At 43.4% G+C, this 24035-nt stretch carries 24 protein-coding genes; 14 read left to right on the plus strand and 10 right to left on the minus strand.

Annotation, left to right across the window (positions count from 1 at the left end):
* Nucleotides 1–2 precede the first annotated feature (2 nt).
* Both mtrD and mtrE read right to left on the minus strand, forming a co-directional pair.
* On the minus strand, nt 3–752 hold the full coding sequence (gene mtrD, locus MSWHS_RS01125) for a tetrahydromethanopterin S-methyltransferase subunit D (protein ID WP_048125314.1): 750 nt from the start codon (nt 750–752) through the stop codon (nt 3–5).
* Nucleotides 749–1663 carry a tetrahydromethanopterin S-methyltransferase subunit E gene (mtrE, locus tag MSWHS_RS01130; RefSeq protein ID WP_048125316.1) on the minus strand — a complete coding sequence of 305 codons (915 nt, stop codon included), beginning with the start codon at nt 1661–1663 and terminating at the stop codon, nt 749–751. Before mtrE ends, mtrD begins: the two co-directional genes overlap by 4 nt.
* Before the next feature lie 780 nt (nt 1664–2443).
* Here mtrE and MSWHS_RS01135 point away from each other — a divergent pair.
* Nucleotides 2444–3250 (plus strand): sugar phosphate isomerase/epimerase, encoded by an 807-nt coding sequence (locus MSWHS_RS01135; RefSeq protein ID WP_048125318.1) that lies wholly within the window; start codon nt 2444–2446, stop codon nt 3248–3250.
* Between the two features lie 120 nt (nt 3251–3370).
* Here MSWHS_RS01135 and MSWHS_RS01140 read toward each other — a convergent pair whose 3' ends face one another.
* A complete protein-coding gene (locus MSWHS_RS01140) occupies nt 3371–5290 on the minus strand; it encodes a sodium:solute symporter (RefSeq protein WP_048125320.1) in 1920 nt (639 codons plus the stop codon).
* A 494-nt stretch (nt 5291–5784) separates the two neighbouring features.
* Here MSWHS_RS01140 and wtpA point away from each other — a divergent pair, with 494 nt between their 5' ends.
* The 4 genes from wtpA to MSWHS_RS01160 all read left to right on the plus strand — a co-directional run bounded on the left by wtpA (nt 5785) and on the right by MSWHS_RS01160 (nt 9505).
* On the plus strand, nt 5785–6876 hold the full coding sequence (gene wtpA / locus MSWHS_RS01145; RefSeq protein ID WP_048125322.1) for a tungstate ABC transporter substrate-binding protein WtpA: 1092 nt from the start codon (nt 5785–5787) through the stop codon (nt 6874–6876).
* 117 nt (nt 6877–6993) lie between these two features.
* Complete coding sequence (locus tag MSWHS_RS01150) at nt 6994–7812, plus strand: ABC transporter permease (RefSeq protein ID WP_082087990.1); 819 nt, start codon at nt 6994–6996, stop codon at nt 7810–7812.
* On the plus strand, nt 7799–8845 hold the full coding sequence (locus MSWHS_RS01155; protein WP_048125324.1) for an ATP-binding cassette domain-containing protein: 1047 nt from the start codon (nt 7799–7801) through the stop codon (nt 8843–8845). The genes MSWHS_RS01150 and MSWHS_RS01155 overlap by 14 nt, the downstream gene beginning before the upstream one ends.
* Before the next feature lie 78 nt (nt 8846–8923).
* Nucleotides 8924–9505: a TOBE domain-containing protein gene (locus MSWHS_RS01160; RefSeq protein ID WP_048125327.1), complete on the plus strand. Its 582-nt coding sequence runs from the start codon at nt 8924–8926 to the stop codon at nt 9503–9505.
* Between the two features lie 220 nt (nt 9506–9725).
* On the opposite strand, the gene MSWHS_RS01165 is transcribed toward MSWHS_RS01160, so the two are convergent.
* From MSWHS_RS01165 to MSWHS_RS01175, 3 genes are read right to left on the minus strand one after another with little or no spacing between them, the layout of a single operon-like run.
* Complete coding sequence (locus MSWHS_RS01165; RefSeq protein WP_048130144.1) at nt 9726–10781, minus strand: COG1361 S-layer family protein; 1056 nt, start codon at nt 10779–10781, stop codon at nt 9726–9728.
* Complete coding sequence (locus MSWHS_RS01170) at nt 10774–11928, minus strand: COG1361 S-layer family protein (RefSeq protein WP_048125329.1); 1155 nt, start codon at nt 11926–11928, stop codon at nt 10774–10776. Before MSWHS_RS01170 ends, MSWHS_RS01165 begins: the two co-directional genes overlap by 8 nt.
* Nucleotides 11925–14285 carry an RND family transporter gene (locus tag MSWHS_RS01175; RefSeq protein WP_048130145.1) on the minus strand — a complete coding sequence of 787 codons (2361 nt, stop codon included), beginning with the start codon at nt 14283–14285 and terminating at the stop codon, nt 11925–11927. Before MSWHS_RS01175 ends, MSWHS_RS01170 begins: the two co-directional genes overlap by 4 nt.
* Before the next feature lie 227 nt (nt 14286–14512).
* On the opposite strand from MSWHS_RS01175, the gene MSWHS_RS01180 reads away from it, so the two are divergent.
* The 3 genes from MSWHS_RS01180 to MSWHS_RS01190 all read left to right on the plus strand — a co-directional run bounded on the left by MSWHS_RS01180 (nt 14513) and on the right by MSWHS_RS01190 (nt 16541).
* Nucleotides 14513–15280, plus strand: coding sequence for a TrmB family transcriptional regulator (locus MSWHS_RS01180; RefSeq protein ID WP_048125330.1), 768 nt, complete (start codon nt 14513–14515; stop codon nt 15278–15280).
* Between the two features lie 216 nt (nt 15281–15496).
* Nucleotides 15497–16156 (plus strand): MBL fold metallo-hydrolase, encoded by a 660-nt coding sequence (locus MSWHS_RS01185; RefSeq protein WP_048130146.1) that lies wholly within the window; start codon nt 15497–15499, stop codon nt 16154–16156.
* Between the two features lie 61 nt (nt 16157–16217).
* Nucleotides 16218–16541 carry a ribonuclease P protein component 4 gene (locus MSWHS_RS01190; RefSeq protein ID WP_048125332.1) on the plus strand — a complete coding sequence of 108 codons (324 nt, stop codon included), beginning with the start codon at nt 16218–16220 and terminating at the stop codon, nt 16539–16541.
* Nucleotides 16542–16573: 32 nt separating this feature from the next.
* Here MSWHS_RS01190 and MSWHS_RS01195 read toward each other — a convergent pair whose 3' ends face one another.
* The 3 genes from MSWHS_RS01195 to MSWHS_RS19865 all read right to left on the minus strand — a co-directional run bounded on the left by MSWHS_RS01195 (nt 16574) and on the right by MSWHS_RS19865 (nt 17532).
* Complete coding sequence (locus MSWHS_RS01195) at nt 16574–16843, minus strand: hypothetical protein (RefSeq protein ID WP_156148043.1); 270 nt, start codon at nt 16841–16843, stop codon at nt 16574–16576.
* A gap of 198 nt (nt 16844–17041) precedes the next feature.
* Complete coding sequence (locus tag MSWHS_RS01200) at nt 17042–17347, minus strand: signal recognition particle protein Srp19 (RefSeq protein ID WP_048130147.1); 306 nt, start codon at nt 17345–17347, stop codon at nt 17042–17044.
* Nucleotides 17348–17385: 38 nt separating this feature from the next.
* Nucleotides 17386–17532: a hypothetical protein gene (locus MSWHS_RS19865; protein ID WP_156148044.1), complete on the minus strand. Its 147-nt coding sequence runs from the start codon at nt 17530–17532 to the stop codon at nt 17386–17388.
* On the opposite strand from MSWHS_RS19865, the gene MSWHS_RS01205 reads away from it, so the two are divergent.
* The 3 genes from MSWHS_RS01205 (at nt 17531) to MSWHS_RS01215 (ending at nt 19680) form a co-directional block, all read left to right on the plus strand.
* Nucleotides 17531–17788: a hypothetical protein gene (locus MSWHS_RS01205; protein WP_048125337.1), complete on the plus strand. Its 258-nt coding sequence runs from the start codon at nt 17531–17533 to the stop codon at nt 17786–17788. The genes MSWHS_RS19865 and MSWHS_RS01205 overlap by 2 nt on opposite strands.
* A gap of 241 nt (nt 17789–18029) precedes the next feature.
* On the plus strand, nt 18030–18887 hold the full coding sequence (locus tag MSWHS_RS01210; protein WP_231585693.1) for a DUF5803 family protein: 858 nt from the start codon (nt 18030–18032) through the stop codon (nt 18885–18887).
* A gap of 109 nt (nt 18888–18996) precedes the next feature.
* The gene (locus MSWHS_RS01215) at nt 18997–19680 is read left to right on the plus strand and encodes a type IV pilin (RefSeq protein ID WP_048125341.1); all 684 of its coding nucleotides are present in this window, start codon (nt 18997–18999) and stop codon (nt 19678–19680) included.
* Nucleotides 19681–19699: 19 nt separating this feature from the next.
* Here MSWHS_RS01215 and MSWHS_RS01220 read toward each other — a convergent pair whose 3' ends face one another.
* On the minus strand, nt 19700–20086 hold the full coding sequence (locus MSWHS_RS01220) for a class I SAM-dependent methyltransferase (RefSeq protein WP_369798572.1): 387 nt from the start codon (nt 20084–20086) through the stop codon (nt 19700–19702).
* 520 nt (nt 20087–20606) lie between these two features.
* On the opposite strand from MSWHS_RS01220, the gene MSWHS_RS01230 reads away from it, so the two are divergent.
* The 3 genes from MSWHS_RS01230 to MSWHS_RS01240 are packed head-to-tail and all read left to right on the plus strand — an operon-like array spanning nt 20607 to nt 24032.
* Entirely contained in the window at nt 20607–21218 is a 612-nt protein-coding gene (locus MSWHS_RS01230; protein ID WP_231585694.1) for an FmdE family protein, read from the plus strand.
* 18 nt (nt 21219–21236) lie between these two features.
* Nucleotides 21237–22277, plus strand: coding sequence for a 4Fe-4S binding protein (locus tag MSWHS_RS01235; protein WP_048125346.1), 1041 nt, complete (start codon nt 21237–21239; stop codon nt 22275–22277).
* Entirely contained in the window at nt 22278–24032 is a 1755-nt protein-coding gene (locus tag MSWHS_RS01240; RefSeq protein ID WP_048158663.1) for a formylmethanofuran dehydrogenase subunit A, read from the plus strand.
* The last annotated feature ends 3 nt before the right edge of the window (nt 24033–24035 follow it).

A 24035-nucleotide genomic window follows, 5' to 3' on the forward strand; every position in this document is an offset into this window, starting at 1 on the left:
TTTTAGATACCTCCGAGCTGTGAAATTGCGATTACTGCCACAACGGCACAGAATATTGTTGCTACAAAGGAAGATATTACCGCTTTTGGCCACTTCTTCCACTTAGGATCGTGGAACCCTTCGATTGTACCTCCAATGTTATAGGAGGGAATCACGGCGTTCACGAAGAAGATACCTATTGCGAACATTGCAGCAATTCCTACAAGTTCATTTCCTGTAACCGAAGAGTTTGCGCTTGCAGCGAGACCTGCAGTAATGCCCACTTCTATAAGAGAATAGTATATGAGGGCTCCGCCGATTCCACCAAGTAAGCCGCCAATTACACCGCTGACGTAAGAAACTGTTGGAAGTCCGTGTCCCTCAGTACCCTGGGATACATACAGGTCCTGTCTGTATTTTGTAATAGGGTCGACTTTTACTTTTGCTGAGGAAGGCACACAGCCTACACCATAGACGTAGACCCAGGTTCCGACAATCATGGTTACAGAGATCATGATCATCGCCCCTACCGCACCTGAGGCAAGAATTAGGGGTAGATCCTTTGTCACGTTCATCATGAACCCTGCACTGACAAGTCCTGTCAGTCCTGCCCCTGCTGCCAGCTGCACGGTACCTGTACCGATACCAGTTGCTTGAGCCATAGCTGCAGGTGCGCCGCCCACAGGCACGAAGTGGACACTCCAGGAAATCAGGACGCCACCAACTACAATGAATACCATCCATAGGATGTTAGCCATGAGAGCGTCAATCATGCTGAAGCCTCCTCAGTTTTGTCTTCCTTGTAAGGTCCAAAAGCATTACGGGCTTTGACTTCAATCTTCCAGTTCCAGATAATTAAGATAAGAACAATTATGACACCTGTGATAACAGAGAACCAGCCTCTGGTAATGCTTACTGCAGGATCAAAAACGGTGGTAACCCAGCTTCCAAGGAACACAGTCATACCAAAAGCAATGCCTGTAACAGGACCTCCGAACTTGGCACAGAACCAGGAGTTATCATACCCGTTTCTGACCCCGGATTCTCCATATCTGACAATGTTTCCCGAGTTTGAAGCGTTGAGCCCGGAACCGAACTCGAACTGCTGGAATTCACGCTCTGCACCGTAGTGAACATCACCTGTAGATGAACCAATCGCACCTACTGTAATACCCCAGATAAAGGCAAGCATAGTTAGTGGGAAGGGGTGTCCGAGCACAACGGTCATCAGATAAGATACAATAAGGATACAGAAAGTCGTTATGAATGAGTATCCCATGATTACCGGGGTGTGGCTTCTTATCATATCCAGATAAACTGGTTGCTTGAAACGCCTCTGACTGGCTGCTCGACCCATTGTGGATGTGACAGCAAAGGTGCCGTGGACGCATGCTGCAACAAGGGAACCGATTACCAGTGCAAAGAGCGGAGATAAAGTAAATTCACTTATAAATACTGTAGCTACGGCTGCACCTACCGAGCACATCAACGCGTTTGAGGGTGGTTCCCCCGATACCGCTTTGTTATATATTCTGTGCGGAAACATCATTTGGGGAGCTAACTGGACCTGTGAGTTTGGATTACTCTGGGATCCGACATCGGATTCGAGGTCTTCTGAGGCACCTGCAATGGTTGCAGCTACGCCAATAAGTGCCAGCACTCCCATGCCTATGAGTGGTTCCATTTATTTTCCTCCTTTATAGTTATTAACATGTTAATAAGCTGGATTCAAAAACGTTATACATTTTTTTAAAATCGTCTGCCACATCATTGCAAATAAAAATGATGATGACGAGCGTTAAATTTTGGATTAGAGGGATCATTCATAAACCTTTCGAAATAAGGGTGCTTTTAAAATATTATTATAATATTATATAATATACAATCAATTTTATAAGATGCAGTGCACCGGTTAAAATAAACAAAATCCTATATATATAAAAAAAAATAAATTCTACTTTATTCAGTATCATATAAAGATTCCGATTCTTACTAATGAATTTTTTTATTTAATTTTACTAATATAATAATTATTTTTATAATAATAAGTTATCCTGATGTGGTTTTTATATTGTCAAATTTTATCTAATGTGCAGCTCTCCAATTTCCTTCATTTCTTCAGAGGACAAAAAGGACATTTTTCTGCTTCAAAAAATTTGAATTATTTTTTATTGTTCTTCTCTTCAGTGGAAATATATTCTTATGGACAAATCTGTATATTTATTCAGAAACTATTAATTAATTCTTTTGAAAAGAAGGGCGGGTAACAATTTATTATATATAAATATGTTGGCTATTTTCCCGTTTTTATAGAGATTTAAAGCCTTTTGCCTCGGGTTAAATACAAATATCATCTTTTTTTCATTCGGTGCTCAAACATCTCCATTAATTTTAACAGTCTGCAATATACTGGTTGTTACAGGCCCCGCAAAAGAATTTTATATTTTGTCTCCTTGCTTAATGCGTGATCTTCGGAGCTTCATCCTTTGCTGGTTCCCTTAAGGAACTAAAGGAAAATGTAAGGTCTATAGAATTATATGTCCCTAAACTGGGAATTTACAATGGTTCGGCACTTGAAAAGAAAGAGCTTGAACGTATCCTTGACGAAATGTCAGCATACTATTTCGCAGGCACTGTTCACGCCCCCTATTCTGCAGCAGATCCTAAGTACCCTGCAGCTCTGCAGGTGGATACTGCAAAAATGGGGGACAGAGAGTTTACTCTCCTTGAAGAGTCCATGGCAATTGCAAACAGGATAGGAGCTCATGTAGTGGTGCTGCACCCTGGGAGGGTTGGACCCGATAGAGAAAAATCCTTTGCTTCGATGGTCAATAATCTTCGATTTCTTGCCTCTTTGGCTGAAGACTATGGAGTTATGCTGGGGCTTGAAAATAAGGAAGGTACAGACCCCTCGAACTTTTGCTGCGAAGCAGAAGAACTTTCCCGGACCATTGAAATTGTGGACTCAGATTATCTTAAAGCTACCTTTGATATCGGGCATGCGAATCTCACCTGTGGGGGTGACTCTGAAAAACTCAAGATGTTTATCCGGACCCTGCAAAAACATATTATTCATCTTCATCTGCATGATAACAGTGGGCAGTGGACAGAAAAATATGATGGGGACGAGCATATGGCGCCAGGAAAGGGATGTGTCGATTTTTCGGTCCTTAAACTGCTTTCCGAATACAGGGGTGTCTACAATCTTGAAGTATTTTCCCTGGAAGATGTTCAGTTTGGAAAAAAAATCATTGAGAAAGCTCTTTATTAATATTAATATTTAATATTAATATTAAACCTCATAATTGCTCTCTCTAAAAAAATTAATGGGCTGGTTCGGTTAAGAACCTCAGCCTTCTCAAGGCTTCTACTTTTCTTAATTAATCCTTTTTTAGTAAAAGTCCAGATTAACCCCTTTCTGGCCAAGCACTTTTTTCAGCTCTTCATAAGCTGTGAAAAGCTCTTTTCTCTGCCTTTCAACGGTTTCAAGTTTTGGTTCGGCTTTGAGCCAGATATCCCTTTCTTCGCTTCCCCTTGTAACAGCGACGCAGGCAAGCATATCCCCGTGGGTCAGCCTGTATATGGAATCAAGCCCGGTTGGAGTAACCCATGCCGGAGAACTGGTTTTCAGCCTTTCTACAAGTTCGTGCCAGCTGAGAGTCCCTGAAGCCCGGAGGTTAAGCTGAAGGTGGGTGCGTTCCCCTGCAACTTTCTCATCAATGTTTTTGAGGAAAGCATTGTATGAGGGGTCTGCCTCACTGATATCACGTGCCTCGTAGCGAGCAAGCTCTTCTGCTTCCTCTTCGAAAAATGGTGCGAGATTAACCCTGCTTGAGGGCTTTGTCATAAGGGAGACCCCGAAGAAGGCAATGGCACTCAGGCCCATTCCCACAATAACACCATGGCTCATCAGAGCTGGGTGGATTGTTTCAAGATAGGAAGATGCCATGGGGGGGGTCTTTATAAGGTCCAGAGCTACAAGGGTTACCTGAACTGTAAAGCCTATCAGCATCCCTGCAAAAGCTCCTTCTTTCGTAGCTCTTTTCCAGTACAGACCTCCCATGAGAGGGAAGAAGTAAGAAGCACTTGCAATAAAGGTTGCAATATGAATTGCATCGATAATATTGGGGATAACAAATGAGCCGGCTGTCGCAGTAAGTACAATAATGAGCACACTGATCCTGTTTACAACCAGCATTTCCTTCATTGTAGCATCAGGCTTTATGTATCTCTGGTAAATATCCCTTGAGATACAGGAAGCTCCGGAGGTTGCAAAAGTGTCTGCACATGACATGGAAGCTGCTGCAAGCCCGATTGCGCTGAGAGCTATTATCAGAGGGATAGAGGTGAAACGTTCACTGACAAAGGCAAGAAGTGCAGGTTCTGCCAGAGCCATTCCTGCAGGAAAGCCCATTTCTGCTATTTCAGGGTAAATGGCGTTAAGAGCTATTGCAATTACAGCACATGCCGCGAAAACTACAGTGATCATAAGAGATCCTATGATCATCCCAAGCCGGGCTGATTTTGCATCCCTTGCAGCCCAGACCTTTTGCCAGGGGTCCTGTTCCGTAATCCAGCCAGGTACGATTGCAAACACAAAGATAAGAACCATGGGAATACCAATTGAGAGGGGGTTCCACCAGGTATTCTGTACGTTTCCGAAAAGCTCTGAACTGCTCATTGCAGGAATATTGAGGCCGCCATCAACTACTGTTCCTACTGCGACAAAAGCCATTGCTATTGTGAAGATTGCAAGGAAAGTAAACTGGATTACATCTGTCCAGACTACTGCCGAAAGCCCTCCCAGGGTTACGTAAAGGGAGACTGCAATTGCAACAATAGCCGCAGCATAAAGAGGGTCAAGGCCGTAAAAGACCTGAAGCACCAGGGAGAGCCCCGTAACATCCGCTACCGCAAAAAGGATCATCACTACGGTAATAATCAGGGCAATAGGCCATCGGACTGCGCTGCCATAGCGCTGTTCCAGAAGTTCGGGTTGTGTGATTGCAGGCAGGTTCTTTATCTTCCCAACAAGTACCGCAATGATAAGGAGGGCGAGGATGTTCGGGGCAACAAAAGACCATATAGAACCTATTCCCAGCATCATGTAAAGCCCGATAACCGCAAGAATTCCTCCGGCTGTCAGCCATGAGGCTGCAGCTGAAAATCCAAGGGCAGCGGGTCCTATCCTTCGTCCTGCAAGCCAGAAGTCAGTAACAGATTTTTGTTTTTTATTAAAATACCAGCCAATAGCCACAAGTCCGGCTATGTAGACTGAGAGCAATACTAAGAAGATGTTATAACCATCCATAAGGACACCTTTAAAAAGATAACAATTTATGGGAGTATATCTGTTTTATAGAAATTTTCCTACGTCTTACTCCTATTCAGGAACATTTGTTATATATATATTCTCATATTATTAATTCACATATTATATATTTGCATATTATTAATCAATGAATAAGTAAAATTTACTTCAATTCTACTATTTATTTATTCCTCAGATGTTTTATGGGCTCTTTTTTGCTAATTAATGCAAGTTGACTTGGTTTTCATTTATTCATAAACCTTCAGCAGGAAACCCCTGAATCTTTATCTCAGGGGTAGTTGACTTTAACGTCTCGTTTTTTTGTTCAAGATTCTTGATTTCTTTATTTCTTTTATATGGACTGATTTTTCGCATGGAAAACGCTTTTTTAAGCTTCAGATCCCCTTTTCTTACTTATCTCGACTCCTTTTTGAGGACAAATATGGCATTTTTTCTCAAAAGGTTTATATCTGTTATGTTCAAGACCACCTAACATGAGAGGTAAAATTGGAGTTTTAAAGGTAATCGCTGTTCTTTCAATCCTGGCTGCTATATTTGCTGGTCTTGGCTGTGTTGACAACCAGGTAGAGGATGGAAATGCAGAAACTATGGAAGTCAATTCTGATAATACATCTGCAGGTGAAGGGTCAGTCCTTACGGTTTTTCATGCAGGGAGCCTGAGTGTGCCCTTTGAGGAACTTGAAGCCGAGTTCGAAGCCCAGCACCCAGGAGTCGATGTTCAGCGGGAAGCTGCAGGGAGTGCGCAGAGTGTAAGAAAGATCACCGAACTTGGAAAACAGGCTGATGTTCTGGCATCTGCAGACTATGTCCTTATTCCTTCCATGATGATGCCGGAATATGCGGACTGGTATGCGGCTTTTGCAAGAAACCAGCTCGTAATCGCTTACACCAATGAAAGCATGTACAGCGACGAGATCAATGCAGATAACTGGTATGAGATCCTCAGGCGCCCCGGGGTAACTTACGGATTTTCTAACCCTAACGACGATCCATGCGGTTACAGGACCCAGATGGTGACCCAGCTCGCAGAGTTCTATTATAATGACAGCACGATCTACGACGACCTGATCCTGGATAAGACCGGCATGACCGCTACAACAGAGGAGAACGGGACCGTCCTGGTACATGTCCCAGCATCCGAAGTCCTTTCCCCTGATACCAGCAAGATAATGCTCAGGAGTATGGAAGTTGAACTTTCCTCTGCCCTTGAAATGGGCGAAATCGACTATTTCTATATTTATCGGAGCGTTGCTGTCCAGCATGGTTTTAAGTTCGTGGAACTCCCGTCTGAAATTGATCTGGGATCCATCGAATATGCTGACAATTACTCAAAGGTCCAGGTCGAAATGGCAAACGGAGAAGTAGTTACAGGGTCTCCTATCGTGTACGGTATAACTATCCCTCTAAATGCTAAAAATCCTGAACTTGCTACCGAGTTTGTAAAACTACTCCTCGATGAGCCTGGTCAGCAGATTTTCATTGAGAACGGTCAGCCTCCGATTGTCCCTGCTATTTCCGAAGGAAAAGATAAAATGCCTGAAGAATTGCAGGTTCTTGTGGAATAATGATGAACTCTCCCTGGTCCGAAAAGCTGTTTCAAACACATCTGATAGGGTGGATCTCAGAACGCAAGGACCCAGGGAATTACTTAAAAACAAAAACGACAGTAAAAGAGTATAAGAATGAAAGCCACAACCCGAAAAATCCGTAAAATTGAGCCTATGACTTTCGTCTTTTCCCTTATACTGCTTGTTCTTTTTCTTTTTATTTTCCTGACTCTTTCAAACATGATCTTCGGGCAATTGTTGGGGGATTTTTCAGGTCTGGTAAAAGCTGCGGGAAACCGTTCAGTAATGGGCGCGATTTTTCTCTCTTTATATGCCGGTTTTCTTGCAACCCTTCTTGCTCTCCTCCTTGGAGCCCCTACAGGTTATATTCTTGCAAGGTTTGATTTTCCCGGAAAAAGGATGGTTGAGAGCATAATTGATGTGCCTGTTGTAGTCCCGCATACGGTTGCAGGAATTGCTCTTCTTACGGTTTTCGGGTCACGGGGGCTTATTGGTGGGCCCCTTGAAGCCTATGTCCAGTTTCGCGATGCTCTTCCGGGAATTGTGGTTGCAATGCTTTTCGTGTCCATGCCTTATCTGGCAAATTCTGCAAGGGAAGGCTTCAAAAGCGTGGATCCTAAACTTGAAAATGCCGCCCGTTCTCTGGGAGCTCCTCTCTGGAAAGCATTTTTCTTTGTAACCCTCCCGCTTTCAGCAAGGCATCTCTTAATAGGCGCCGTCATGACCTGGGCAAGGGCTATAAGTGAGTTTGGGGCAGTTGTGATTATCGCCTACTACCCTATGATAGGGCCCACGCTTATCTATGACCGTTATCTCTCTTACGGGCTTTCGGCGTCCAGACCCATAGCCGTACTGCTTATACTGGTCACACTTTCGATATTCCTTGTAATAAGAGTCCTTTCCGCAGGTTGGAGTATATATGATAGAGATTGAATCCCTCTCCCGGAAATGGAAAAATTTTGCCCTGGATGAGCTTAGCCTTAAAATAGAAGCCGGGGAATATTTTGTGATACTTGGGCCTACAGGGTCCGGAAAAACTCTGCTTCTCGAACTGATCGCGGGTTTTCATGTCCCTGATTCCGGAAGGGTTCTGGTTAATGGAAAAGAAGTAACCCACCTGCCTCCGGAAAAGCACAACCTTGCTTTTGTTTACCAGAATTATTCGCTTTTTCCTCACATGAACGTGAAACAGAATATCGCGTTCGGGCTGAAGATGAAAAAAATAAAAGACCCGAAAAGGGTTCTGGATGCTGCTCGAGACCTGAAAATTGCTCATCTTCTTGACAGAAACCCTCTGACACTTTCAGGAGGGGAACAGCAGAGAGTAGCCCTTGCAAGAGCTCTTGTCACGGACCCTAAAATTCTCCTTCTTGACGAGCCTCTGAGTGCACTTGATCCCCGTACGCAGGAAAATGCCCGGGAATTGCTTTTGGACCTCCATAAAAAAACTAATCTGACTGTGCTGCATATTACTCATGATCAGACCGAAGCCCGCTTAATGGCTGACAGAATTGCAGTCGTAATGGATGGAAAGCTTGTACAGGTTGGCACTCCTGAAGAGATTTTTGAAAAACCGGTGGATAGCCAGGTTGCCAGGTTTGTAGGATTTGAGAATGTGCTGAAAGGTAGGGTTCTCTCTGCTGATCGCGGGCTTCTCAGGATCAAAACCGGAGGAGCAGTGATCGACGCCTCAGGGAACATGGAGGCAGGAGAGCAGGTATATGCTTTTCTGAGGCCTGAAAACATAGCTTTAAGTAAAACTTCTACGCAATCCAGCATCAGAAACTCTCTGCAGGGCAGGATTGCGGAAGTCTGGATACTTGGAGCTCTTGTGAGGGTGAAGGTTGATTGTGGTGTTTCTCTGAACGCTCTCATAACACGGCAGTCAGCAGAAGAGCTGGATATCTCTCCGGGTGTTCCGGTTTATGTCCAGTTCAAGGCAAGTTCGGTCCAAGTGCTCCGTTAAAAGGGTGAAAGTCTGTGAAAGCAAGTTTCCAGTTTAAGGCAAGTTCGGTCCATGTGCTCCATAAAAGGGTGAAAGTCTGTGAAAGCGAAAACAAAGCTCTGGTTTACTGAAGATGGAAGAACGGTAATGGGGGCTGGCAGAGCCGAATTGTTGAAAACAATTGACAAAGAACGATCCCTTCGGAAAGCCTGCCAGAAACTTGGTATCTCGTACAAGCATGCCTGGATGATGCTTAAAAAAATGAATGATGCCCTCGGCGAACCTGCGGTAGTTACTGTGCGCGGGGGAAAAGATCAGGGCACCTTCCTGACTGATCTGGGTAGAAAACTGCTTGTTGAATATGATTCAAACAAAAAAATGATTAATGAAGCCATAGAAGACGAAACTTCATGGGAAAACGTAAGTTTCAAACTTTCAGCTCGAAATAAGCTTCCTGGAAGGGTACTTGAAGTCGAAAAAAGCGGGCTTGTCTCCAAGATCACTATTGAACTGGAACCTTCAGTCCTTACCTCTGTAGTTACGGAAGAGGCAGTGGAAAAGCTGGATATAAATCCCGGAGACCGGATTTATGCGGTCATAAAATCCACTGAGGTAATGGTTGCAAAAGTTGTCTGTGAAAAAGGACAGACCAAAACTGAGTCCGTAGATTCTGAGGAATAATCGCTCCGGTTGAAAAGTAGTCTCTGAAAATCAATTGTTTCATCCGGCTTGAGTTAACTCTCAAACCGGATGGCAACTGATTGAGTTTTATCTCGATTCTTGATTGAGTTTTATCTTGATTCTCGATTGAGTTTTATCTCGATTCTCGATTGAGTTTTATCTCGATTCTCGATTGAGTTTTATATCAATTTTCTTTTGACCCTTTCACTTCGCCTTCACTTTAAACCTGTTTCTTTCTTCTTAACATAACTAAACAGGCGCCTAGCACCATTACAATACCTGCTCCCAGCTCATATCCCGGAAGCGTCTGTTTAGCAGGCAGGACTTCTGTGTTGATCTTTACGGTATCTGAGACCCGGTCGTGCCCGTCCGAATCTTCATAGAGAATCTCACTGCTCAGGGAGTATGGCTTTGGAGTTGCAGTTTCGTCTACATCCATATCAAAAACGGCAACAGCTTCTTCCCCCGGATTCAAAGTCCCAAGGTAAGCCTGGTCGTCAGTAGTACTGAAAGGATCAGCTGCACTGACTCTTACAGTCGCGTCTTTTGCAGGTTCTTCTCCTGTGTTTTTGTATGTGACGTAAATCATCCCACTTTCGCCAGGGTAAAGGTCACCTGTTACATTTGCGGCTTCAAAGTAAGGTTCTTTTTTGACTTCTACATATATTGTCTGGGTTTGAGTCTTGTTTTCATACCAGATACCTACATCCTTGTTTGTCACAATGCCTGTAGTAGTATCATACTCATCTCCTCCCAGCTGAACATTGTTCTGATACTTGTATGCAAGTTCAAGGTTAAGGGGATATGTACCTGCAGAAGCGTTTTTATTGATTTCTATGGTGAACTTTGTGGGGCTGGAGCTCTGTTTCCCCTGTTTGAGAGTGCCTGCTTGCTGGGCTCCCGATTTGACTTTAATGTTTGGATCATCGGATTTAAGAGTTGCAAGAATGCCTATTGCTGTTGTAACCTGTGCCTCATACTGCATTTCTGTCTGCTGGAGAACCAGATCCACAGACTCTCCAAATTTCACGTCTTTATCAGCCTCAAAGCCTGTGATTTCTCCCTTATTCATCATTTCAATACTGAGGGTAACAGTATCTCCTCTGGAATACTCATTGTCTCCAATGAGTGTTGCATTGATGTCAGGGCTTCCATAAACATTATAATAATTCTCACTAATATCAAAATTTTTGGGTAAAGCAGCCTGCGCTGGCAGGACTACAGAGCAGAGGATCAGAAGAGTTATGGCCGTAGCAAATAATCCATTTTTATTCATTTTCATCACCTGATGCTTTTTCATCGTTTGGTGCATTTTCTTCATTCCTGTTTCTTTTCCGGTGTACATTTATGATCTGGTAAAGGGCGATAACGATAATCAGTATAATTGCTATTCCTGTTGTGCTGAATTTTTTCTCTGTAGCTTCAAGAGGTATGTTCACTTTCATGTTTTCAGAAAACGATGTCTTTCCGTCTTCATCAACGTATTTTATTTCACTGTTAATTCCGTAGTTCTTTACAAGGGCTTCCTTGTCTGCCGATATTTCAAAACTTGCAGTTTTCTCTTCACCGGGACCTATGTCCCCAAGCCTTACTATGGATTTCTCAGTGCTCAGGGGACTCATGACGATTATCCGGGCTAAAGCGTCTTCTGCTATTTCTTCTCTTGTGTTTTTATAGGTGACATTGATGAGTTTGCTTTCTCCCTGTACAAGGATTCCGGAGACATTGATTACTTCGAATTTAGGTCCGCTTTTTACGGAAATGGGTATTCTGAGAGTTTCTTTCTTTGTTTCATACACTCTTGCAAATTCTACACCCGTAACCCCGAGATTTATTGCATCCGCAGTTACAGTTTTAACATTTGCCTGGTACTGGTAAGTTACAGGCAAGAGGAGCTCATAATCCCCGGCAGGTGTGTAGCTGTTTATTTTGATGGTGTAACTGAGGGTTGATGTGTGCCCCGTTTCAAGTTCTTCTACACTCTGAGGATTAGATTTGGACTCGACCTCAATGTATTTTGTGTTCGATTGGAGGGTGGCCTCGATATCTTTTGCTGTTGTAGCTTCTTCCTCTTCCTCCATCTCTGCCAATGCAACTGTTTCCTCAGTGGAGTCGTTTATTAGTCTCTGGTTTGCATTGAGCCTCTTAAAACCGTCTATTACTCCGGTGTTTGCGATTTTCACCTTCAGGTCTACTGTTTCTCCTCTTGTTAACTCGGGATCCCCTGTCACTGATGCTTTTATAATTGGCTCTCCGTAGCTCTTGTAGTAATCTACAGTAGAGCCCTGATCCAGAACAATGAAGTTCGTTTCATCGTCCCCGAGGGCTGGAAGTGCAGTTACTGATACAATTAATAGAATTAACGCAAATGTAGTAACTTTCTTAATCATTTTCTGCCTTAATTTTTTGGGCACTGGTATCATATCTCGGCCCCCTGAATTTGTTTTTTTATCTCTGTTTCTTTTTCTGTTTCCCTGATTCCTTTTCTCCTATCCCTCCAGGCATCAAGGAATACTATCAGTGGTGGGAAGACCACAAAGGTTGCCAGGAGAGCCAGCATGACATCGATAACTGTAACCATACCGAAGTCGGATATCATGGGAAAAGGAGAAGCTAGCAGGGCCATAAATCCAAATACGGTAGTAGCTCCTGAAGCAACGATTGCGCTTCCTATTTTGGAACTGGCCATATGGATTGCTTCCATAGGACTTTGTCCTTTATCTTTTTCCTCAAAGTAACGTTCCATCATGAGGACAGCATATTCGGACCCCACTCCTAAAATCAAAGCTCCTAGAGTTGCTGTTAGAGGAGTATAGCTGAGGTTAAGGGAGCTCATGATTCCTCCTGACCAACCGATAACTATTACCATTGGAATTACAGGGACAAGGGCTTTCATCCAGTCTCTATAAACAATATAAAGCCCTGCGAGCACGAGGACAAGACCGAGGAAAGTCATTGCTACCCTTCCACTGGTAAGAGCAGTAATAACCTCTATAAAGACGACCGAATTTCCGGTAATCGTGGCCGTGACACCCGGAGGAGCTGGCATCCACTGCATATCCTGCTTAACGATGTTTGTAAGTTCTTTAATACCTATTACCTTGATGTCTGAAACTGCATTTCCTATATTGAAGTTCAGAAGAAGCATGTTTTTTCCGTACATGTAGCGGTCCTTCTGCGCATCAGGGATTTCTGAATAAATATCCTCTATCTCCTGTGTGGTGTCAGGAATCACTCCACCATTTCTTTCCTTTACGAGAGATACGATACTCGAGGCGCTGTAAATGTGGCTACTGGTTGCCACTTCATGTTCGGAAAACTGGTCAATCCATTTCAGGACATCAGGGTTGGCGGTGTTCTCAACTTTTATTATAAGATTTAATTCGTCGCTCCCTCCCATTATATCCCCCATGTGTTTGAGATCCACAAGAGAAGGCATATCCTGGGGTACAAATTCTTGAACGTCAGTCTGGATAGGGACGGACTGATCGAGGTATATACCGCTAACGCAGAGTAAGGCTGCGACTCCCAGTACGATAATATCGTATTTGATAGTCAGGTCCGTGGTTTTCTGGAGGATGTTTCCTATTAGGTGGTTGCTTTCTCTCTCTCCATCGGGTTTTTTCTTCTTTCTCGAATCTGCAGGCTTTATCTTATTTGTTACCTTTCTCAAGGGGTTTTTATCTGAATAACTATCAAATATTGAAATTGTTGTAACACCTACGAATATGGAGGAGAGGTAACACATGGCAATGCCTATCAGGAGCAGTTTCCCAAAGTCCTGGATCATTGGCACAGAAGATGTGAAAAGGGAGAAAAAGCCAAGGGCTGTCATTGTTAGAGCGATGAGGACTGCAGGACCAGTGTGCTTTACGGTTTCTATAACTGCTTTTGTTTTGTTCCCTTTTTCCTGCAGTTCTTCTTCAAGTCTGTTTTGGAACTGGATAGCATAGTCGATTCCTACGCCTATCAGGATCGGGAACGCAGACATTGAAACCATGGACATGGGAATTCCGACATAACCCATAGCTCCGAAGGTATAAATAATACCGAGAAGAACTACTGGCAGAGGAAGAAGACACCAGCGGACATGTCTGAACACGATTAGCAGTACAATAACCATGAAAATAGCTGAAAGCCCTAAAAGTATACCCATACTGGAATTCATTTCATAGTTCATGGAGTTTTGGAATGCCGGGTCGCCTGTAACGATAATATTGTAAGAAGGTGGAAATTCTGCAAACGGGACTGCATCTTCAGTAGCAGTAAGGATATCTTGCTGAGTTTTGTCATTGGTTGAACCGGCCATAACTACGGAAATCAGCATATGGGTATTGTCAGGGATAATCTGGTTGAAAATAGCAGGATTTCCGTCTATAATAGCTTCTATTTCTTCATCGTTTTCGGGAAGTTCATACCTCCCTGTTGTCCTGTAGTTGACAGCTTTGATAAGAGAGGCAGGGCTTGTAGTCTCAATCACTCCATTCGTTGCCGCAAGCTGATGTTCTAACCTGTCCACAGCCTCCATCAGGTCAGCATTCTTCACCTCGTTGCCCTCTACCATTACAACAATAGACTGTGTCTGAAAAATATTCTGATAAAGGTGATCGTAGTTCTGGTAGAGAGGGGAATCTTTTCCTACAAAGGTCTCTGTTCCTGATTTCATCTCAATTAGCTGTGCACCCTGTGTCGCTATGATTATGAACAGGAAAGCTATCATGAGTACGGAAAAACGGTTATTCTGAATTAAAAACCCCAGTTTTTCAAAATATTTTTTAATAGTCAATTCCTCTCCTAGTTTTGTTAATATGAAATTCGATTTAGGGACCTTGATTTACATATTCAACCTGTCGTTTTTTCCTTTGGGCTGGAGGTTCCCCATTCGAGGCTTGTTATTATTACATTCATATCCTTTTTATACTGTATGATTTTTTTTAAGCATTGTAGATTTGGTGACGTATTATAGATAGAAAAGATTTAAATCTATTGTTACTTTAGGGGTAACAAATGTTTTCACAACTTAATCCTCAGCTAATTAACAATCTGGAACGGCTAGGGCTAACTGAAAACGAGGCAAAGGTCTATGTTGGGGTTGTCAGTTTGAGGGAGGCTACAGCCAGAGAAGTCCATGAACTCACTAATGTGCCAAGAGCCAAGATATACGAAGTCCTTAAAGTGCTGGCAAAGAAGGGTTATCTGGAAGTTCGCCAGGGCTCTCCAACCTATTTTCGTGCAGTTGACCCCAAGCAGGTAATAGGCAAGATAAAAGACGAATTCATTAACTGTGCAATCGAGACGCTTGACCAGCTCAATGAATTAAGTTATGAACTTCCTAAAACCTCTCCTGTCTGGTGTATCCAGAGTGAGTGGGGTATAAAAAACAGAATCCTTGAAATCCTGAGCGAGGCAAAGGAAGAACTCATTATTTTCTCATCCAATCCTGAATATCTGCAGGAGTTTGAAGCGGCACTACAAAAACTGCAAAAAACGTGCAGGTTAATTTTTATTGTGGATGAGATTGATAAATTCAAATCGCTGCCTTTTGAGTTTAGAGAAGTTACTCAAGAGTTTAAAGATTTTATCAATGATATTGTAATTGACGGTGCTGAGTACAAAGAAGAACTCTTCATTATTGCTGACGGGAAAGAATCGATTGGTGTCCACAGTGCAGGAAATAAAAGAGAAGCAGTAGTCATCAGAATGCCTGTTGTCTGTTATCTTCAGAAGATGATCTATAATAAGGTACTGGAGCCAGGTTTCGTCAAAAAGGACTGATAACCGGTCTCCATGTCCAAATTTTAAAGTTATTCTTAAACTCCAGAAAGCTTGTTCTTGAACCCTTTAAAATCATACGGTTGCCCGGAATTTTAAGGGATCTTTTTTCTCTATATAATAGAGTCAACGCTGTCGGATACTATTAATATAATCCCGGGACAATCTTTCTATAAGTTTTTCTCGCAGGCTCAGTTACGGAGCCCGAAGGTGTATGAAATGAACAGTGTAAAGATTGAGGATGTTACTATTCAGTGGTTAGGCAACTCTGGTTTTTTACTTGAAGGGGACGGCAAAAAGATCTATATTGATCCCTATGAACTCAGTGAGGAGCCGGCTTTTGATGATAAAGCAGATATCCTGTTGATAACTCATGAGCACTTTGACCACTGCAGCCCTGAGGATATTCGGAAAGTCCGGAGGTCTGACACAACCACGTTGATCCCCGAGGGCTGTTCCCTTGAGTTCCGGGGTGATGCCCGGAGGGTTGAGGAAGGCGATATTCTGGCTGACGGGCTTGAGATTAAAGGGGTTCGGATTGAGGTAGTTCCAGCCTATAACCTTGATAAACCATACCATCCCAGAGGGCTTGGTGTGGGGTATATCATAGAACTCGAAGGATTGAGGATCTACCATGCAGGAGACTGTGATTTCTTTTCGGAGATGGAGACTTTCAGTGCCGATATAGCTCTTCTGCCCATCGGGGGCACGTATACGATGGATGAAGAGGAAGCCGCAAGTGCAGCAGCAGTTATCTCTCCAGGTTTTGTCATTCCCATGCACTACGGTTCAGAAGGAGTCAACGGAGATCCCGAAAGGTTTAAAACTCTTGTACACAGCAAGAATCCAGATATTAATGTGATCATTCTTGACTCCTGATTTTGCTTTTTAAGAGAAAGGCTGAAACAGGATTCCCTGGTCAGAAAAGGATCGGTCTACAATGCCTAAAGTAGCCAGAAAACACCAGAAAAACCTTATTCGGAATATAGCAACTCAACGTATGTGGCGGCTTTTTGAGCTTGCGAAAGTTGAGTTTCTAGAAAACCCTGAGCGCAGCAGGCGTTATGTGCAGCTCATACGAAATATCTCTATGAGGAACAGGATGAGCATTCCAAGGGAAATTAAAAGCAGGATCTGTAAACACTGTTATACATTTCTTATGCCTGGACATAATGCCCGTTACAGATTGAAAGGAGGGTTTATTGTCGTATCCTGCGAACACTGCGGAAAAGAAATGAGATATCCTTATAAAAAGTTAAAGTAAAGACTAATTGCATGCTGTATTCTGAATCTATATCAAATAAGCAGCGAGGTTAGAACTTCTTTTACCACGTAGGTAGCAACGAGGATCACTACCGCAGCCATGAGGTATGTAAAAACGTTTTTGTAAACTACATTCCTTTCTGATCCTGCCTTTATTCCAAGGGCTCCGGGACAATTTGAACAGGAAGCAGCTCCACACCCGCATCCAAGAGTTATTTCTTTGTATGGACTCTGGGCAATGTTTTTGGAACTACCTGATCCATCATTTATGACAGGTAGTATTTTTTTGTTATTTTCAGACATATCTGCAGGTTTTGTTTTCAAATGATATAAACATTCTTTTTAGTTCTCGATACAGTTTCTCAGTCATCGTCTCTCGTAAGAGTCTCTATGAGATTATTGTCTCTATGAGATTATTATATTTATCCTATATATAATCTCTATCTTATATATCGGCGTCTGATATATGTTTACTACGGTTAAGAACCTGTAACTTATAATTCATGTTCTTGCAGGTGCTTCTTTGCTTCTCATTTTTTTAATTGACAAAGAGATCTGCTTTGCAATTACGGATTTTGGACCTTTATCATCCACGAGCACCCTTCCGCTGACTTCCCACCAGGATTTTGGATAGGCTTTCTCAGGCTCTACTTCAGGGTTCAAGCCCAGCTGTTTGGCAGCTTCTTTAATCTCATTCAGATGCGGATCTTTTATGGAATTTTTTCGAGAGATTATTCTTCCACTACTTCTGGATCTAGCTTGGTCAATGTATGCAGGCCAGATTACAAGTTTTCCTCTATCTTTCATCATCATGCTATCTTCGTTCTAAATTGCTTTCATCAAATTTAAAACTGCCCGGCAGCTTCTAAAGTCCCGAAGTCTTTTTTTATCAATGTAAAGGTTCTGGCTTTTATCCGGACCCATAACCTGTAACTATTTATCTTCCTCTGACAATATCTTTCCCTGATAATTTCTGTATGGTGTATTTCCATGATTCCGGTGTTTTCAATTGATGAAAAAGTTAGAGCTTACATCAGGAAGAGCGGGCAGGACTTCCGGCTTTCCACTTCTTCAGACGGCCCTGTGCTTCTTCCGCTTGGGGAATCCTCTCCCAAAGCCTCTGACATGAAAATCCTTGTTGGCAGCAATGTTCTTTACGTTTCCAAACTTCAGGCAAAATATATCAAAAAAATTGACTGGCCTATGGTAGAAAGGTCTCTGAATTCTTCAGGAGAATCAAAAACATGAGCTTGAGCTTTGGTTGATATTTTTATTGTTACGCAATAAGTTTTTACTTTTCTGTTAGCTAAACCGTAGCTATTTTGTGTTCTCTTTCTGACAGGTTATCCGTTTTGTTTATTAAGAAGAGAGAGCATAGGATAAAGGCTGACCTGTTGCAGATACTGCAAGCTTCGCTCTAAATAAGAGGTAAATTGCTGCAGGTTGAGAAGAGATCGCTTCAAGCCCAAGGGAGAATTCTTCCGTGAAAATGAGAACAAAAAGTGTATTTATGCTCCTTGCCCTGCTGGTGGTCTTCATGTCGGGCTGTATTGATCAAAAGAAGGAGATCTTTCTGGATGAGCCCGGCAATGTCTCGAATTATGTATTTGAGGTTTTCCTGGATGAGTGGGATAATGAAATTCCAGCAAATACCACCACATATTACATTCTGGGAGATAATACAGAGGTACAGGTCGTCAACATCGTCATAAATAGCAGTAAGCTTGAAATTTTCCCGCCTGATTCCCTTGGCGGTGGATCCAATGAAGACCCTATTAAAAATTTCGTACTTCTGGTGGAACCTGCAAACGAAACTGTGGCAAGTTCAAGAACTTTTCTGAGGCTTTCAAACAGCAGCAACTTTTCGGATATCAATTATACTCTTACGCAGGAAATTACCCGGAACATAAAGGTAATAAACCTTGAATTTGAAGAACCCGTTACAGGTTTTATTGCATACACCCTTGATACACCCGGAACTCAGAGTTTTGCCTTTATGAAACCTGACTCCGAGTTCATCCGTGTGGTTCTTCCGAAGGGTTTTGTAACAGGGAATAGAGTATTCGGGATTGCAAGGCCTTCCCCACATTACACAAGCGTCGATGAGGAAGGAAGGCAGACTCTTCTGTGGATCTCTTCTAGGATGGAAGAACGGGAAGAGGTTATTCAGGTTAAATACTATGCTGAATCCGCACCCATGTATTTCTTCGCTGCAATTGTAGCCTTGCTCTTCGGGGTTGTTACGGTGCTTTCGCGTTATTCCAGAAGCAAAAAAGAATTGGAAAGCGTTCGGGAGATTCTCGAACTCGAAAAGGAATATGAGGAGAAAGACCGTCGGAAAAAATAAATAACCGAGGCAATATCCTCCTTCTTTTTTTCTTGTATTTTTTTGACGACAAGACTATATTTTGTCTGATACAAAATTATTTATTCATTCTCTGCGTATTATAGTCTCGATGAAGGCGTGGGGAAGTCTCCGGCATAAAAATTTGTATTTCTTTAAATCTTCACTCGAAGGTCTCTCTCCTGTTGTCGGCTCTCTTCTCCTTTTGCTTATTGTTTTTGTGCTTGTGGGTGCGGTTGCCAGCAGCATTAATCTCTCTGGATGCAGGGCAAACTTTCAGCAACCTATGGCAAGAATTACTCTTGAATCCTGTGAAGGGGGAATTTACGGTGCTGGATCAGTAAGCAAATGGGTCACGTTTAAGGAAAATCAGATTGTCCTTATGCATGAGGGAGGAGATTCCCTTCCATTAAACTCTATCTCGGTAAGGATTTCCGGATATGGAAATTCTTTCCAGGGAAATATTTCGAATGGAAGTGGAAAAAGAATTGAAGGAGATGTAGGGGTTCTTTATCTGGATCTGAGCCAAAAAGGAAAAAATCCGGACTATATAATTCGAAATAGTGCAGTGATAGAAGACGGGTTCTGGGATGTGGGTGAAAAATTGATTCTTTGCGGAAGAGATAGTGCTATCGGGTCTATTTATTCCAGTGTTAAGGTCAGTGTAGGCGGGGTCGAGAAAACAAAGGATAATTACGGTTTCAAAGCGGGTTCTGAAATTACCCTGATGGTTATTGACAGCGAAGGCAGGAATGTCATTGCTGAAAGAAAAGCCGTTGTCAAGCTCGCCGATTGATCAATCATTTTGGTAAATTCTATCCGGTCCATATCAATACATTGGGCGAGGCGGAAGATGAAATCCCCGCCCACAAATTCAGCACTTTTTTCCAGTTCGTTACCGCGGTATCGGGGTATGGAAGGGTCCAGAGCAGGCTGCGGTTGATAAAAACGTCGAATGTATCCGGCTCAAAAGTATCCGGCTCAAAAGTATCCGGCTCAAAAGGAGGGTTTTCTGCATCTCCCTCCCCAAAAGTTACGTCATCTCTACGGGCTTTAGCCTTTGCTTCCACGGTTTTTAGCATTTTTCTGGAAATGTCAATTCCTGTTACTTTGTGCCCCATCTCCGCAAAGATCAAGCTTAACTTTCCTGTTCTGCAGCCGACAATTATTATAATGGTTACAAAAAGAGTGATGATATTTATGCAGGTCTTACTGTGGGCCTGATCAAAATCGAATCTTTTTTTTCAGTCAGGTTGCCCCGGAATAATAATATCTTCCTGTTTCTCATGGACAATCGGTCTTTTTCAAATAGGAATTTTCGCCGTTGTCCTATTTTTTGAAAGAAAATCCCTTTTTGATCGATAATTTTATAAAATAGCGGTTTATATATTTTGAGCGCAATAGTCTTGTCTTCCGTTTTTATAGGTATGTTACGCTTTACATATCTGGAAGTTGCAGGGTTTCGGCTGGTGGTTCTTTCCGGCGCTCTGGCCAATTAGGGGAGTTCTATCCCTCAAATTGGAGTTTCGTCCATCTGAATCATACTAAAACAAGAAGGTTCTGTCAAAAGTCAATTATAAGTACAGTGCATCCTTCTGTGTTATGTTGGAATTTACCTAATGTAATTACTCCAATTAACCTGGCTGTCTGACATTTACTATGTCTGGACCTTAATATTTTTCCCGTTATGTTTTTTTAAACATAACGGTGGAACCTGTGGTGGTGCATACATTGCATAAAAACTCAGATCAAGAGAAATACCAGATGGAGGCAATTCTGAAGCAGGTAAAGGACCCAGAACTGCTTTCACAGATTGAAAAGGTCGTCCCCTTTCACGGCTTCCTGACCTCAGGGGCATTAATTGGCATCCAGATGCTCAATATTGCAAAAAGGGAGCTCGATGTCCGGGACGGGGAACGCATATACGTGACCTGCGAAACGAAAAGCTGCATGCCCGATCCTTTCCAGATCCTTGCCGGAGCTACCATCGGAAACAACGGGTTGAAGATCAATAACCTGGGGAAAATGGCGGTCACGGTAAACAAACAGGCGCCTGAAGGGGTTCACGGCATAAAAGGTATCCGGATCATCCTTGACCCTGAGAAGACAAAGGATTATCCCAAACTTCACGCCTGGTACCTGAACACTGAAAAGCTTCCCCACGAAGAGGTCGTGCCTATTCTTCTGGCTGCAGGAGAAAAGGTGTATTCCTGGAAACCTGTGGAGCTTGAAGTTCCGGTTCGAAAGAAAAAGCGGATACAGTGCTGTAACAAATGCGGTGAAATGTTCATTCAACATAATAATGAGCTGCTGTGCGGCGGATGCACAGAATAACGCTGAGAGGTAAGCAAAATGCAAAATGATATGCGATTGTCTGTCTTTTCTGAAAAAAAAGACCGGCAGCTGGTTTATAAGCCTGAAAAATGCATTGGCTGTGGAACCTGCGTACAGGCGTGCCCTAAAGGTATCCTGGCGGTAGGTGCCGTGGGAGCTATAGCACGGGGGTTTCTGGATGCTGATTTCCTGGAAATGAAGGAGAGTGAAGACTGTATTGTTTGTGGAATTTGTGCAAGGGTCTGCCCTACAGGTGCTCTTGAGTTGAGGCAGGAAGGAAAAGTCCTCAATGACAATTCCTATCTCTTTGGAGCCATGAAACCAACTTCCGTAAATGATAACTGCGTCCACTGTGGGCTTTGTGAAGACATTTGTCCCAGGGGCTGTATTGAGGTTACCAGAGATATTTCAGAGGACGGAAGCCTGAAGCTGGTCGGAAAGACCCTCATTGATACTGAGTGCTGTATCCATTGTGGCTGGTGTGCTGCAGTCTGTCCTGTGGATGCTATTTCCGTAGAAAAACCCTTTGAAGGACGCTGGACCCGGGACGAGAATGTCTGTCAGACCTGCCATACCTGTGTGGAAGTCTGTCCTGCAAATGCTATTTTCAATAAAAAGGCTAAACCCGGAGAAAGAGTAGAAAAGATTAGTCACCGCCCTGATGCCTGCATTTACTGTGGGGCATGTGCTGTTGCCTGTCCTGTGGATGCCATTGATGTCAGGAAAACTGCAATCCTTCCGGAAATGGAGAAAAAGGGCCCCCTCGAGAAAAAACTGCTTGAAGTCCCTGTTCCGGAGGTTCTGCTCCGCACATGCCTGGAAACAGATGAAACTGCTTGTCTGGGCTGCGGAAACTGTGTGATCGTCTGTCCGGTAAACGCTCTCAATAATCGTGAACTCGCTGCAGGGCACCTGAACAACATGGATGAAAAAGCTCTCCTTGAGGTTAAAAACGGAAAAATTTCGGTCGTAAACCAGGACCTCTGCGGAGCAGACGGAGCATGCGCCCTTATCTGCCCTGTTAATGCAATCTGGCTTGTGAAAAGAGAGGTGGAATGAATGGCAGGAACAATTGCAATCAAGCACGGATACGTCTTTGACCCCCTCAACGAAATAAAAGGGGAGAGAATGGATGTTTTCATCAGGGACGGAAAAGTTGTAAAAGAGCTTTCTGCAGCCGAACTGAAAAACGCAAAGGTTATTGATGCCTCAGGTATGACGGTAATGCCTGGAGGAGTTGACTCCCATTCTCACGTTGCAGGTGCAAAGGTTAACGCCGGCAGGCTAATGAGGCCGGAAGACCACTATAAAGCGACTCTCCAGAAAACTTCACTCACCCATGCCGGTTCAGGATACACTGTTCCCTCGGTCTACAAACAGGGATATGATTACGCAGCAATGGGCTACACGACGGTCTTTGAAGCGGCAATTCCTCCTATTGAAGCCCGCCACACCCATGAGGAGATGAAGGCAACTCCTCTTCTTGACATGGGTGGGTACCTGGTGCTCGGGAACAACTTTTTCTTAATGCGTTATCTCCGGGACGGAGACATAGAAAAGGCTGCTGCATATGTTGCCTGGATGATGAAGACTCACAAGACCTATGGGATCAAATGCGTCAACCCTGCAGGAGTCGAAAACTGGGGCTGGGGTAAAAACGTAAGTTCGCTTGATGAGGCTAACATCCATTTTGAAATTACTCCAAGAGAGGTCATAAAAGGGCTTGCTGAGATCAATGAACGGCTTGGAATGCCAATGCCTGTCCACCTGCATGCAAACAACCTGGGTCACCCGGGATGTTATGCAATTACCAAAGATTCCCTGAAAATCCCTGACGGGGTAAAGCCCAAGCAGAATATGGACGTGGAATGGGCAGAAACTAAAATGGATCCTTCAAGAGATCGTTCCGTATATCTCACCCACCTGATGTTCAACAGTTTTGCAGGCACAACCTGGGGAGACTGCGAATCCGGTGTAAAAGATATTACAGACTACATCAATAACAAAGACCATGTGGTAATCGATAGTGGGTGCACTCCCTTCGGAGAAGCAACAGTTATGACCGGAGACGGACCTGCTATTCACGACATTTACACACTTACAGGAAACAAGTGGTCGAATACCGATGTTGAGATGGAATGCGGCTCAGGTGTCATTCCCTTTACCTATCTCAAGTCCAACCCCGTACACAGTTTGCAGTGGGCAATGGGACTTGAATGTCTCCTGCTTATCAACGACCCCTGGAAAACAATAATGACCACGGACAGTCCTAACGGTGGGCCGTTTACGAAATATCCTGAGGTCATGACCTGGCTCATGTCTGAAGCTTTCAGGAAGCAGACCTTCAGTGAGTGCCACAAATGGGCAAATGACAGGAGTGAACTCGGAGGCGTAAACCGGGAACTTTCTCTCTATGACCTTGCGATTCTTACCAGGGCTAACCCTGCTAAGACAATTGGAATGGTTCACAGAAAAGGCTCTCTTGGCGTGGGTGCAGATGGGGATGTTACAGTCTACAACATAAATCCGCAGCAGCTTGACCCGAACAACTACGAGACTCTCCTCAGGACCTTCAGGAAGGCAGAATACACCATAAAGGGAGGAGAAATCGTGGCTGCTAAGGGAGAGATCGTTTCCGTTCCCGAAAAGCGTACTTATTATTCCAAAGTTCACGTAGAAGACGAGCGGGAAAAGGAGATGCTGGCTGACGTTAATGAATGGTTCAGGTACTACACTCTGGGCTTTGCCAACTATCCGACTTCAGAGAAGTATCTGGAAAATCCGACTCCCATAAAGGTTAACGGTGAGAGGTGAAGT

It is taken from the genome of Methanosarcina sp. WWM596 (assembly GCF_000969965.1).
GTDB lineage: Archaea > Halobacteriota > Methanosarcinia > Methanosarcinales > Methanosarcinaceae > Methanosarcina.